This is a genomic window from Mesorhizobium sp. WSM4821 (assembly GCF_055901555.1).
Window position 1 is genome coordinate 3,964,474 of sequence record NZ_CM148371.1, and the last position, 12,608, is coordinate 3,977,081.

Here is a 12,608-nt window from a genome sequence, read left to right on the forward strand (position 1 = left end):
GGCATGATTCAGGAGAACGTGTCGCAAGCGCCGGCAAGCGCATCGGGCAAAGGTCCGATGCTGTTGGCGCTGCGCGGGGTTGGCAAGCTCTTTTCCAATGGCGTGACAGCGCTCAGCGATGTCGACCTGACGATCAGGGAAGGCGATTTTCTCAGCCTTCTCGGCCCGTCCGGCTGCGGCAAGTCGACGGCCTTGCGCCTCATCGCCGGTCTTGCGACGCCGACCTCCGGCCTGCTCGACTGGCGCGGCAGCAACGCCTTCGATCGGCCTGACATCGGCTTCGTCTTCCAGGAGCCGACGCTGCTGCCCTGGGCCGATGTCTTCGATAATGTCTGGCTGCCGCTGCGCCTGAAGGGCGTGTCGCGGGCCAAGGCTGAGCCGGCGGTGATGGACATGCTGGCGCGGGTTCACCTGACCGGCTTCGAGAATGCCGTGCCGCGCGAGCTGTCCGGCGGCATGAAGATGCGCGTCTCGATCGCCCGCGCCATGGTGACCAAGCCGCGCGTTCTGCTGATGGACGAGCCGTTCGCGGCGCTCGACGAGATCACCCGCTTCAAGCTCAACAACGATCTTCTGGAACTATGGCAGGACGAGCGCTTTACCGTCGTCTTCGTTACCCACAGCGTCTTCGAAAGCGTTTTCCTCTCCAACCGCGTCGTTGTCATGGCAGCGCGACCGGGCCGGGTGTTCAGGGAACTTACCGTCGATGCGCCCTATCCGCGCAACGAGACCTTCCGCACCTCGCCCGATTATGCCGCGCTCTGCCGCCAGGCGTCCGATGTGCTGATCGGCGCCATCAACTCAACCGCCGGACCCCATCATGACGGCCATTGAAGAACACGCACTGACGCTCGACCCCGAAGAGGCGCGTCGTGTACGTCAGGAGCGGCTCGAACGGCTCGGCCGGTGGGTACTGCCGCTGGCGATCATGATCCTGGCCATCTGGCTGTGGGATCGCATCTGCGTCTGGAACGACATCCCGAAATATATCCTGCCGCGCCCCGGCGTGGTGCTGCAGACGCTCTTCGACGATGCCGGGCTGCTGTTCTCCTCGCTGCTGGTGACGCTCAAGATCACCTTCCTCAGCCTGCTTCTCGCGGTCATCGGCGGGGTCGGGCTGGCGGTGCTGTTCGCGCAATCGAAATGGGTGGAGATGTCGTTCTTCCCGTTTGCCATCGTCCTGCAGGTGACGCCGATCGTGGCGATCTTCCCGCTGATCAACATCTATGTCGACAACCAGACGACGAAGCTTCTGCTGTGCGCCTGGATCGTCGCCTTCTTCCCGATCCTCTCCAACACCACACTCGGTCTCAATTCCGTCGACCGCAATCTGCGCGACATGTTCAAGCTCAACGGCGCGACCCGCTGGCAGCAATTGCGTTATCTCAGGCTGCCGGCGGCGATGCCCTATTTCCTCGGCGGGCTGAAGATCGCCGGCGGCCTGTCGCTGATCGGTGCGGTGGTGGCGGAGTTCGTCGCCGGCGCCACCGGCCAGTCGTCCGGCCTTGCCTCGCGCATCATCGAGGCCGGCTACCGCCTCAACGCACCGCGGCTCTTCGCGGCGCTGATCCTGATCTCGTTCACCGGCATCCTGATCTTCCTGGTGCTGTCGCTGATCTCGCATCTGATCCTGCGGCGCTGGCACGAGAGTGCTTTGAAACAGGAGCGGTGATGATGTTGGAGGACTCGATACCGGCCTCCGGTTCTTATCATCTTGCCAACGTCCGTGTTCATCGGTCGCTGACGCCCGGCCTGGTCGCGGCCTTCGATGCCGATGGCTTTGCACTCGCCGACATTGCTGTCGCCGACGGCAGGATTTCCACTATTACCGCGCATCGCCAGTCCAATTTGCCGACGGGCGCCCCCGACCTTGCCGGCCGCATCGTCATGCCGTGCTTCGTCGACTGCCACACGCATATCGACAAGGGCCATATCTGGCCTCGAAAACCCAATCCGGACGGCACGTTCATGGGCGCGTTGAACGCAACCGGCGCCGACCGGGCTGCGCGCTGGAGCGCCGACGACGTCGCCCGCCGCATGGATTTTTCGCTGCGCTGCGCCTACGCGCACGGTACCAGGGCTTTGCGCACCCATCTCGACAGCGTCGCGCCGCAGGAAGAGATCTCCTGGCCGGTGTTCGAGACCATGCGGGAGAAATGGCGTGGCCGCGTCGAACTGCAGGCCGCCTGCCTGCTCGGCGTCGAAGGCGTGCGTGACAGGAAATGGTTCGAGAGGCTGGCCAAACGCGTGGCCGCGGCCAGGGGCGTGCTCGGCGTCGTCACCTACATGGTGCCGGACCTGGAAGAGCTTCTAGACGAGGTTTTCGCGCAGGCGATCAGGCACGGCCTCGACCTCGATTTCCATGCCGACGAAACCGATGCCGTTTCGGCGATATCGCTGAAGAAGATAGCCGAGGCGGCCCTTTGGAACGGTTTTGAGGGAAACATCCTCGTCGGCCATTGCTGCTCGCTGGCGCGCCAGCCCGATCTCGAGGTGCTCGACACGCTGGACAAGGTGGCGAAGGCGGGGCTTGCCGTGGTGTCGCTGCCGATGTGCAATCTCTATCTGCAGGACCGTCGCGGCGACGGCACAACGCCGCGCTGGCGCGGCGTGACGCTGCTGCATGAGATGAAGGCGCGCGGCATCCCGGTGGCCGTCGCCTCCGACAACACCCGCGATCCGTTCTACGCCTATGGCGACCTCGACATGCTGGAGGTGTACCGCTTGGCGACGCGCATCCTGCATTTCGATCACCCGGTCGGCGACTGGCCGCAAGCGGTGACCGCGACGCCGGCCAGGGTGATGCGGCTCGACGATTTTGGCATGCTTGCCGCCGGCGGTGCTGCCGATTTCGTCGTCTTCAGGGGACGGAGTTGGACGGAATTGCTGTCACGGCCCGAATCGGATCGCATCGTCGTGCGCGAGGGTCGCGCCATCGAGCGCCTATTGCCCGACTATGCCGAACTCGACGAGCTGATGGTGAAGTAATGGATATTGCGGCGCTCAAGCGCGACCTCGACGGTTTGAAGATCGACGACCATCCGGCGATCGTCCAGCAGAAGAGCCGCGACTTCTACTGGTACAGCCCGGTGCTGAAGCAACAGCTCGACCATGTGACCGGCGACCTGATCGTCACGCCGAAGACGGAAGACGAGGTGATCCGCGTGCTTGCCGCCTGCCACCGGCATAGCATTCCGCTGACGCCGCGCGGCAGTGGCACCGGCAATTACGGGCAGGCGATGCCTTTGTCCGGCGGCGTCGTGCTCAACCTTGCCGAGATGAACGCGGTCAAGTCGATCGCGCCCGGCCGCGTCGTGACTGGACCGGGTGCCGTTCTCGCCGACATCGACGGAGCGACGCGCGCGCATTCCGGCCAGGAGTTGCGGATGTCGCCATCGACCTACAACACCGCGTCGATCGCCGGCTTTGTCGCCGGCGGTTCGGGCGGCGTCGGCTCGATCCGCTGGGGCGGGCTGCGCGATCTCGGCAACGTCATCCGGCTCAGGACCGTGACGATGGAGGCGGAACCCCGCATCATGGAGCTCACCGGCGAGGAGGTGCTGAAGGTGATGCATGCCTACGGCACCAACGGCATCGTCACCGAAGTCGAGATGCCGCTGACCGCTGCTTACGACTGGATCGATGTCATCGTCGGCTTCGACGATTTCATGGATGCAGCCGGCTTCGGTAACGATCTCGCCATCCAAGACGGGATCCTGGCGAAACTGATCACGCCGATCGCAGCACCGATTCCCTACGACTATTTCAAGCGCCACCAGAGATTCTTCAGGCGCGAGCAGAGCATTGTCGTCTGCATGATCGCGCCGCATGCGATGGACGCCTTTGTCGCCCTTACGGCGCGCAGCAAGGGCGAGATCGTCTTTCGCGCCGACAAGGAGGCCGATCTCAAGGGCCTGCCGCCGGCCTATGAGCTGACCTGGAACCACACCACGCTGCGCGCCATCAGGGTCGATCCCACGATCACTTATCTGCAGACCCGCTATCCCCCGCCCGATCATCTCGCTCACGTCAAGGCGATGATCGACCGTTTTGGCGACGAGGTGCCGGTGCATCTCGAATTCATCCGCTTCGACGGAGCCATAGGCGTCGCCGGACTGCCGCTGGTCCGCTTCACCACGGCGGAGCGGCTCGACGAGATCATCCGCATCCACGAGGACAATGGCTGCTGGGTCTTCAATCCGCACCGCTACACGCTGGAAGAGGGTGGCATGAAGCAGACGGACGAGGTGCAACTCGCCTTCAAGCGCGAGACCGATCCGCAAGGGCTGCTCAACCCCGGCAAGATGATCGCCTGGGAAAACCCGGATTACGACTATCGCTCGGGCAAGTCGTTCCTGTTCAAGGGTTTGCAGAAGGCGGGGTGATGAACGTCCTCGTCCTCTACGCCCATCCGGTGGAGACCAGCTTCAATGCCGGTCTGCACCGGATGATCGTCGAGCGGCTGACAGCCGCCGGCCATGCCGTCGACGACTGCGATCTTTATGCCGAGGATTTCGATCCGCGGCTGACGCGGGCCGAGCGGCTCGGCTATCACGATGAGCGCGGCGCGGGTGATGCGGCAGCACCTTATGTCGCAAGATTGAAAAAGGCCGAGGCGCTGGTGCTGTCGTTTCCAGTGTGGAACTTCGGCTATCCTGCTATCCTGAAAGGCTTTTTCGACCGCGTCTTCCTGCCCGGCGTGTCCTTCAAGCTGGTCGACGGCAAGGTGCGGCCGTCGCTGTACAACATCAGGAAAGTGGCGGCGGTCGCCACCTATGGCGGCAGCCGGTTCCGTGCCATGCTGATGGGCGACCCGCCGCGCAAGCTGGTCAAGCGTGTGTTGCGCGCCACCATCAAGCCTGGCGCCTCCGTGTCCTACCTCGCGCATTATTCGATGAACCTGTCGACCGATAAAACGCGGGAGAGATTCATGGCGAAGGTCGCCGCCAGCATGGATACATTCTGATGCGGGTCCTGGTGGTTTACTGCCATCCGGTCCCCGAAAGCTTTTGCGCCTCGATCCGGGATAGTGCCATCGAGGTGCTGAAGACGAGGGGTTGGGAGGTGCGGCTGCTCGACCTCTATGCGGAAAATTTCGATCCCGTCATGCGCTGCGAAGAGCGGCGCAGCTACAATGAACGTGCCCCGCTGGACCCGGCGCTCAAGCCTCACATCGACCACCTCAACTGGGCCCAGGCAATCCTCTTCATCTATCCGACCTGGTGGTATGGACTACCGGCGATGCTCAAGGGCTGGCTCGACCGGGTCTGGGCGACCGATGTCGCCTTCCGGCTGCCGGCGGGCAAGGGACGGATCGAGTCGCTGATGAGGCATGTGACGAAGATCGGGGTGATCACGACCTGCGGTGCGCCGACCTGGTGGAGTGTCGTCGTCGGCCAGCCGGGACGCAAGACAATCCTGCGCGGCATGCGGGCGCTCTGCGCACCCCGCTGCAGGACGTTGTTCCTGGCGCACTACCTGATGGACGCATCGACGCCGAAGACCAGGGCAGCGTTTCTGGAGAAGGTGCGGAGGAAGCTGGAGCGGTTTTGAACCGGCGGAAATTACCTTCTCCCACAAAAAGGGGAGAGGGAAGATGCGTTACATCTTCACCCGTTGCGCCTTCGGATCATACATCGGCTTCAGCGATGCCTCGGCGGTGAAGCGCTCGCCGGCGATCTCGATCTCGTAGGACGACGCCAGCACGTCCGCCTCGCTTTCACCCTGGCACGGCACGTAGCCAAGGCCGACGGCGCTGCCCAGATGATGGCCATAGTTGCCCGATGTGACCGGACCGACGATCTTACTGTCGCGCAGGATCGCCTCATTGTGGAAGAGCAGCGGCTCCGGGTCTTTCAGGCGGAACTGGACCAGCCGACGGCTCAATCCGGCTTCCTTCTTCCTCAGCACGGCATCGCGGCCGAGAAAATCGCCCTTGGCGGTCTTCACCGCGAAGCCGAGGCCGGCTTCCAGCACATTGTCCTCGTCGGTGATGTCGTGGCCGAAATGCCGGAAAGCCTTTTCGATGCGGCAGGAATCCAGCGTGTGCAGGCCGCAAAGTTTTAGGCCGACATCGGCGCCGGCCTCCTCGACCGCCTCGAAGACATGCGCCGCCTGCTCAGTCGAGACATAAAGTTCCCAGCCGAGTTCGCCGACATAGGTGACGCGGTGGGCGCGGGCCAGCCCCATGCCGATCTCTATCTCCTGAAACGTTCCGAACGGATTGGTTTCGTTGGAGAAATCGTTCGGACTCAGCTTTTGAATCAGCTTCCTCGCATCCGGGCCCATCAGGCAAAGCACGGCTTCGGCAGCGGTGACATCGGTGATGACGACGAACTCGTCGGCGAGGTGCTTGCGCAGCCAGGCCAGATCGCGCTGCAGCGTCGGGCCGGGCACGACGAGGAAGTAGGCCGTTTCAGACAGCCGCGAGACGGTGAGATCGCTCTCGATGCCGCCGCGCTGGTTGAGCATCTGGGTGTAGACGATCTTGCCCGGCGCCACGTCCACGTCGTTGGCGCAAAGCTTCTGCAGGAAGGCACAGGCATCGCGGCCTTCGACGCGGATCTTGCCGAATGAGGTCATGTCGAACAGGCCGACGCCGTTGCGGACCGCCAGATGTTCGTCGCGCTGGTTGTCGAACCAGTTCTGACGTTTCCACGAATAGCGGTACTCACGCTCCTGGCCTTCGCGGGCGAACCAGTTGGCGCGCTCCCAGCCGGCGACCTCGCCGAAGACCGCGCCGCGAGCCTTCAGATGTTCGTGGAGAGGGGAACGCCTTAGGTTCCGCGAGGTCGCCATCTGGCGATAGGGGAAATGGTCGGCATAGAGCAGGCCGAGCGTCTCGGAGACGCGCTCCTTCAGATAGCGGCGGTTCTTCTGGAACGGCTGGGCGCGGCGGATGTCGACCTCCCAGAGGTCGAAGGGTGCCTCGCCATCGTTGATCCATTGCGCCAGCGCCATGCCGGCGCCGCCGGACGAGACGATGCCGATCGAATTGTAGCCGGTCGCCATCCAGTAACCGGAAAGCTCCGGCGCTTCACCGAGATAGTAGCGATCGTCCGGCGTGAAGCTTTCGGGACCGTTGAAGAAGGTGTGGATGCCGGCAGTCGCCAGCATCGGCATGCGGTTGACGCCCATTTCGAGGATCGGCTCGAAATGGTCCATGTCCTCGGGCAATTGGTCGAAGCAGAAATCCTCGCGGATACCGTCCATGCCCCAGGGTTTTGCTACGGGCTCGAAGGCGCCGAGCATCATCTTGCCGGCATCTTCCTTGTAGTAGGCGCATTCGTCCGGAACGCGCAGCACCGGCAGGCGGGAGAGCCCCGGGATCGGCTCGGTGACGAGATAGAAATGCTCGCAGGCATGCAGCGGGATGGTGACGCCGTTCTGGGCTCCGAGTTCACGCGCCCACATGCCGGCGCAGTTGACCACGATGTCGGCATCGATCGTGCCTTGCTCGTCGCCTTGTGCCCAGGAGACGCCGGTGACGCGGCCGGCTTTGGTGTGGACCTTGGTGACCTTCACGTTCTCGACGATGGTGGCGCCGCGCTGGCGTGCACCCTTGGCCAACGCCATGGCGATGTTGGCCGGGTCGCACTGGCCGTCGAGCGGCAAATGCACCGCGCCGACCACATCGGAAACGTTGAGATGCGGGTACATCTCACTGACTTCATTGGGTGAAATCTCGCGCACGTCGACGTCGAAGGCGCGGGCGAGAGACGCCTGCCGGTAGATTTCGTGCTTGCGTTCCTCGGTCAGGGCGACGGTGATCGAGCCGACCTGCCGCATGCCGGTGCCGACATCGGTCTCGGCTTCCAGCTTGACGTAGAGGTCGGCCGAGTATTTCGCCAACCGCGTCATGTTCTGCGAGCCGCGCAACTGGCCGATCAGGCCGGCGGCATGCCATGTCGTGCCCGATGTCAGCTGCTTGCGTTCGAGCAACACGATATCTGTCCAGCCGAGCTTGGCCAGGTGATAGGCGACCGAGCAGCCGGAGACGCCGCCACCGACGATAATGGCCCTTGCCTTGTCGGGAATGGCCTTGGCAGGAATTGTCTTGGCGCTCATGCGGCCTCACGGCGATAGCCGGACGCGAAACGGCGCAAGCGAAGGGCTGCTTCCAAAAGTACCGCCTCAGGCTGGCAGAGGCTGACGCGGATGTGGCCGGCGGCGGCCTCGCCGAAGCTCGAGCCCGGCATCACCCCGACCTTTTCCTTGTCGAGGAGAGTCCAGGCGAATTTCTCGTCGTCCGGCTCGATGGCCGATATGTCGAGCATGACGTACATGCCGCCTTCGGAGCCGCGCACAGTCACGTTGTTCATGCCGCGCATGGCATCGAGGACGACGGTGCGCCTTGCGGCATAGCGTTCGGCAATCTCCTTGACGCCGTAACCGTTTTCGAGCGCCTCGGCGCAAGCGAGGCTGATAAAGGCCGGCAGGCCGTAGGTCGTCACCAGATTGAGATTGGTCAGCAGCGAGATCATCTCTTCGGGCCCGGTCAGCCAGCCCATGCGCCAGCCGGTCATGCCGTGGCTCTTGGACATCGAATTGATGACTAGCGTGCGTTGCGCCATGCCGGGCAGCGCGCGCGGCGAGATGTGCTCGCCGCCACCCAGCGTCCAATAGACCTCGTCCGACAGCAGCCAGAGGTCATGCTCCCGGCAGATCTGCGCCAGCTCTTCGAGGCGCTGGCGCGAATAGACAGCACCCGTCGGGTTGTTGGGCGTGTTGATGAGGATGGCGCGCGTGTTCGGTCGAAGCGCTGCGCGAATGTCGGCGGCCCGCGGCTGAAAGCCGTCCTCGGCAGGTGTCTCGACCACGGTGAAATCGGCGCCGGCCGCACTGAACGTGTTGGGATAGGTCGCGTAATAGGGCGCGACCACGATGGCGTGGTCACCCTGGTCGAGGACGGCTTGCACCGCCGCGTACAGCGCTGCCTGTCCGCCTGGCGTGGCAATGACCTGGTCGGGACTGGTCGCAACACCGGAGCACGCGGTCGAGGCCGCCGCCATTGCCTTGCGCAGGCGCGGAAGACCGGGAAGAGGTGTGTAGTGGTGGTTGCTGGCGCGAACCGCCATCACGCAGGCTTCGATCGTTTGCGACGGCGTATCGAAATCATGATCGCCAACCGACAACACGATGATGTCCTCGCCGGCTTGCTTGCGTGTCCAGGCTGCGAAATGGACCTCCCATCCATCCTTGCCGGAAGGCACGATGCCGGAAATGCGCGATGATGGTCTGGGCATTATGCTACTCCCGAAATTTCGTAGCCGGCCTGTTCGAGCCGGTCGCGCAGGGTGGCGATATGAGGCGGTCCGACTTCGCAGCAGCCGCCGACGATGTCGGCGCCGGCCTCGACCCAGCCGACCGCATGGCCAGCATAGGCATCCGGATCGAGGTCGTGGCGGGCGTGCAGCACGTCCACGGTGCCGCCATGCTTGAGCGCCTCGATCGAGGTGAAGCCGTTGGCATAGGCGCCGACCGGGCCGCCGAAACCGATCAGTTCGGGCAGCGCTGCAGCGATCGCTTCAGGCCGGCAGCAATTGACCAGCCTGGCCGCGACCGGCAGGCCGTCGAGCACGCCCGCCGCCGCCGCTATTGCTTCGCCGCTGCGCAGGCGCGGCGTACCGTGATCGGCAAGCGTCCACGACACCCACACCGGCTTGCCGCTTTCCGATGCCGCGGTAACGGCCGCGCGCGCTTCCTCGGCCGACGCCATGGTCTCGCACAGGAAAAGGTCGACGCCGTCAGCCTGCTCGGCAACGATGCGGCGGTAGGTGTCTAGCGTATCCTGGAAGGATATGGTCAGCGCCGGTGCGTAACTGCCGAACAGGGGCGACAGGCAGCCGGCGATCGCCGCGTCGCCGGCCTGGTCGCGGGCTTGCCTTGCCAGTTCTATGCCGCGCTTCTGCAACGGCTTGAACAGCTCCTCCGCGCCCTCGCGCGCCAGGCGCTCGGGCGTGGCGGAATAGGTGTTGATGGTGATGACGCGGGCGCCGGCGCGGATGAATTCCGCATGCAGGTCACGCACCAGGTCTGGCTCGTCGATCAGCACCCTGGCCGACCACAGCGGCGTCGGTTCGGAGCTGCTGCGGCGCACCAGTTCCTGGCCCATACCGCCGTCTGTGAGGATAACGGACTTCACGCTTTCAGCCTCTCGTTCTTCGGATCCCACAGCGGTTCATCCTTCTGCACGATCGCCTTGAAGCGTTCGCCGAAGATCTCGACCTCAACCGCGGTCCCCGGCTCAGCGAGATCGGCGCGCAGCATACCGAGCGCGATCGACCTGTCGATGCGATGGCCCCAGCCGCCGGACGTCGTCTCGCCGACGATCCGGCCGTCATGCCACAGCGTCGACATGTAAGGGGTGTCGCAGTCACCAGGGTTTTCGACGACCAACGTGATGAAACGCTTCTTCACGCCCTGCTGCCTTTCGCTCAGCAGCGCCGCCTTGCCGCGGAAGTCGGGCTTTTCCCATTTGACGAACCGTTCCAGCCCGCCTTGGAGGATCGAGTAATCGGTCGAGAGATCACCCTTCCAGGCGCGGTAGCCTTTTTCGAGCCTGAGCGAATCCAGCGCATACATGCCGAATGGTTTCAGTCCGTGCTTTTGACCGCCGGCCCAGACGGCGTCGAAGACAGTAGGGGTGTCGTCGACCTTGGTGTGGATTTCCCAACCAAGCTCGCCGGCGAAGGAGACGCGCACCAGCTTCGCCCAGCGACCAGCGATGGTAGTCTCCTGATGGGTCAACCAGGGAAGCGTAAGGTCGGCTGCACAGACCTCGGCGAGGATCTTGCGCGAATTGGGTCCGGCGAGGATCTGCGTGGAGTATTCCTCCGTCCGGTCGATCAGCTTGAACGTCGCATCCCTGGGCATGTGCGATTTCAGCCACTCGAAATCGTGCCACTGCGCTATCGCCGCGGTGATCAGCGTCATCAAATTCTCCTCGTGGCGCACGACCGACATTTCGGTGACGATGCGGCCCTTGTCGTCGGCGAAATAGACGAGGCCGATGCGGCCGGGTTTTGGCACCAGCCCGGTGACCTGTCGGCTCAACCATTCGGCAGCACCCGGACCGTCGAGATTGAAGCGGGAAAATCCAGGCAGGTCCAAAATGCCGGCGGCGTCGCGCACGGCGAGGCACTCTTCGCGGACGCGATGCTGCCACGGCCCGTCGCGGCGGAAGGTCAGCGTCGCGGATTCCGAAACATCGTCGCCGGCCTGCGCATACCAGGTGGCGCGCTCCCAGCCATTATAGGCGTCGAAGCAGGCGCCGAGCGCCTTGACGCGATCGTGGATCGGCGACAGCTTGCGGTCGCGTCCAGCCGGCCAGGCATGGCGTGGAAACTGGATGGCGTATTCGTTGCCGTATATCTCCATGCCCTTGGCGACGCAGTAGTCCGGAGCCGAGGCAAAGGCGGTGAAGCGGCGCGGATCGCAGGACCACATGTCCCATTCGGTCTGGCCCTCAGTCACCCATTCGGCCAGCACCTTGCCGGCGCCGCCACCCTGGGCGATGCCGAAGGTGAAGACGCAGACCTCGAAGGCGTTCGGCACGCCGGGCATCGGCCCGATCAGCGGGTTGCCGTCCGGCGCGTAGGGGATCGGTCCGTTGATGACCTTGGACAAACCGGCGGTGCCGAGGATCGGCACGCGGGCGACGGCGTCGGCCAGATAGTCCTCCAGCCGGTCGAGATCGTCAGGGAATAGCTGGAACGAAAAGTCATCGGGCATCGGATCGTTGTGACCGACCCAATGGGCGCGGCAATTGCGCTCATAGGGGCCGAGATTCATGCCGTTCTTTTCCTGGCGCAGATAGTAGGAGGTGTCGACGTCGCGCAGCAGCGGCAGCTTCTTGCCTTGCTCCTTCGACCATGCGGCCAGTTCGGGGATTTCCTGGAACAGGATATATTGATGGCTCATCACCATCATCGGCACGTCGCGGCCGAACATCCTGCCGACTTCGGCCGCACGGTAGCCGGCGGCGTTGACGACGACCTCGCAGCGGATCTCGCCTTGCGCGGTTTCGACCGCCCACTCGTCCTTCTCGCGGCGCACGCCGGTGACGGGGCAGAAGCGGATGATCTTCGCACCCATGTCGCGGGCGCCCTTGGCCAGCGCCTGGGTCAACTGCGCCGGGTCGATGTCGCCGTCGCTCGGATCGTAGAGCGCGCCCTTCAGCTCGTGCGTTTCGATGAACGGGTAGCGGCGCTTGATCTCGTCGAGGCCGACCACATCGATGTCCATGCCCTGGTAGCGGCCCATGCCCTTGGCGCGCTGGAATTCCTGCATTCGCTCGGTTGTGTGGGCGAGCCTGAGCGAGCCGGTGACGTGGTAGTTCATGGGATAGTCGACTTCGTCGGCCAGTCCACGATAGAGCTCGGTCGAATAGCGCTGCATGTTCATCAGCGACCATGACGAGGAGAAGGTCGGCACGTTGCCTGCCGCATGCCAGGTCGAGCCGGACGTGAGCTCGTTCATTTCCAGAAGCGCGCAATCGGTCCAGCCCGCCTTGGCGAGATGATAGAGCGAGGAGGCGCCGACGACACCGCCTCCTATAATCACCACGCGTGCCGTGGTCGGCAAACCGGCCATGTTCTTCTCCAAAG

10 protein-coding genes are annotated in these 12,608 nt (G+C 63.9%); 6 read left to right on the forward strand and 4 right to left on the reverse strand.

Annotated features, from left to right (window positions below):
- Window positions 1-3 precede the first annotated feature (3 nt).
- Genes AC0NID_RS19230 through AC0NID_RS19255 form a run of 6 tightly spaced genes read left to right on the forward strand, consistent with a single transcriptional unit; the run spans window position 4 to window position 5,553 of the window.
- Entirely contained in the window at window positions 4-834 is an 831-nt protein-coding gene (locus tag AC0NID_RS19230) for an ABC transporter ATP-binding protein (protein WP_473455619.1), read from the forward strand.
- Window positions 821-1,672: an ABC transporter permease gene (locus tag AC0NID_RS19235; protein WP_473455618.1), complete on the forward strand. Its 852-nt coding sequence runs from the start codon at window positions 821-823 to the stop codon at window positions 1,670-1,672. Before AC0NID_RS19230 ends, AC0NID_RS19235 begins: the two co-directional genes overlap by 14 nt.
- Window positions 1,672-2,988 (forward strand): cytosine deaminase, encoded by a 1,317-nt coding sequence (locus tag AC0NID_RS19240; RefSeq protein WP_473455617.1) that lies wholly within the window; start codon window positions 1,672-1,674, stop codon window positions 2,986-2,988. Before AC0NID_RS19235 ends, AC0NID_RS19240 begins: the two co-directional genes overlap by 1 nt.
- Window positions 2,988-4,385 (forward strand): FAD-binding oxidoreductase, encoded by a 1,398-nt coding sequence (locus AC0NID_RS19245; protein ID WP_473455616.1) that lies wholly within the window; start codon window positions 2,988-2,990, stop codon window positions 4,383-4,385. The genes AC0NID_RS19240 and AC0NID_RS19245 overlap by 1 nt, the downstream gene beginning before the upstream one ends.
- A complete protein-coding gene (locus tag AC0NID_RS19250; protein ID WP_473455615.1) occupies window positions 4,385-4,966 on the forward strand; it encodes an NAD(P)H-dependent oxidoreductase in 582 nt (193 codons plus the stop codon). The genes AC0NID_RS19245 and AC0NID_RS19250 overlap by 1 nt, the downstream gene beginning before the upstream one ends.
- Window positions 4,966-5,553: an NAD(P)H-dependent oxidoreductase gene (locus AC0NID_RS19255; RefSeq protein WP_473455613.1), complete on the forward strand. Its 588-nt coding sequence runs from the start codon at window positions 4,966-4,968 to the stop codon at window positions 5,551-5,553. Before AC0NID_RS19250 ends, AC0NID_RS19255 begins: the two co-directional genes overlap by 1 nt.
- A gap of 48 nt (window positions 5,554-5,601) precedes the next feature.
- Here AC0NID_RS19255 and AC0NID_RS19260 read toward each other — a convergent pair whose 3' ends face one another.
- Genes AC0NID_RS19260 through AC0NID_RS19275 form a run of 4 tightly spaced genes read right to left on the reverse strand, consistent with a single transcriptional unit; the run spans window position 5,602 to window position 12,594 of the window.
- A complete protein-coding gene (locus AC0NID_RS19260) occupies window positions 5,602-8,067 on the reverse strand; it encodes a GcvT family protein (protein ID WP_473455612.1) in 2,466 nt (821 codons plus the stop codon).
- Window positions 8,064-9,245 carry a pyridoxal phosphate-dependent aminotransferase gene (locus tag AC0NID_RS19265; RefSeq protein ID WP_473455611.1) on the reverse strand — a complete coding sequence of 394 codons (1,182 nt, stop codon included), beginning with the start codon at window positions 9,243-9,245 and terminating at the stop codon, window positions 8,064-8,066. The genes AC0NID_RS19260 and AC0NID_RS19265 overlap by 4 nt, the downstream gene beginning before the upstream one ends.
- Entirely contained in the window at window positions 9,245-10,144 is a 900-nt protein-coding gene (locus AC0NID_RS19270; protein ID WP_473455609.1) for a homocysteine S-methyltransferase family protein, read from the reverse strand. Before AC0NID_RS19270 ends, AC0NID_RS19265 begins: the two co-directional genes overlap by 1 nt.
- Window positions 10,141-12,594: a GcvT family protein gene (locus AC0NID_RS19275; RefSeq protein ID WP_473455607.1), complete on the reverse strand. Its 2,454-nt coding sequence runs from the start codon at window positions 12,592-12,594 to the stop codon at window positions 10,141-10,143. Before AC0NID_RS19275 ends, AC0NID_RS19270 begins: the two co-directional genes overlap by 4 nt.
- Window positions 12,595-12,608: the final 14 nt, after the last annotated feature.

Bases quoted from the DNA above. Each gene is read 5' to 3' on its own strand.
- AC0NID_RS19240 (WP_473455617.1), top strand. From the start codon at position 1,672: ATGATGTTGGAGGACTCGATACCGGCCTCCGGTTCTTATCATCTTGCC.
- AC0NID_RS19255 (WP_473455613.1), top strand. From the start codon at position 4,966: ATGCGGGTCCTGGTGGTTTACTGCCATCCGGTCCCCGAAAGCTTTTGC.
- AC0NID_RS19250 (WP_473455615.1), top strand. From the start codon at position 4,385: ATGAACGTCCTCGTCCTCTACGCCCATCCGGTGGAGACCAGCTTCAAT.
- AC0NID_RS19275 (WP_473455607.1), bottom strand. From the start codon at position 12,594: ATGGCCGGTTTGCCGACCACGGCACGCGTGGTGATTATAGGAGGCGGT.
- AC0NID_RS19230 (WP_473455619.1), top strand. From the start codon at position 4: ATGATTCAGGAGAACGTGTCGCAAGCGCCGGCAAGCGCATCGGGCAAA.
- AC0NID_RS19235 (WP_473455618.1), top strand. From the start codon at position 821: ATGACGGCCATTGAAGAACACGCACTGACGCTCGACCCCGAAGAGGCG.
- AC0NID_RS19265 (WP_473455611.1), bottom strand. From the start codon at position 9,245: ATGCCCAGACCATCATCGCGCATTTCCGGCATCGTGCCTTCCGGCAAG.
- AC0NID_RS19260 (WP_473455612.1), bottom strand. From the start codon at position 8,067: ATGAGCGCCAAGACAATTCCTGCCAAGGCCATTCCCGACAAGGCAAGG.
- AC0NID_RS19245 (WP_473455616.1), top strand. From the start codon at position 2,988: ATGGATATTGCGGCGCTCAAGCGCGACCTCGACGGTTTGAAGATCGAC.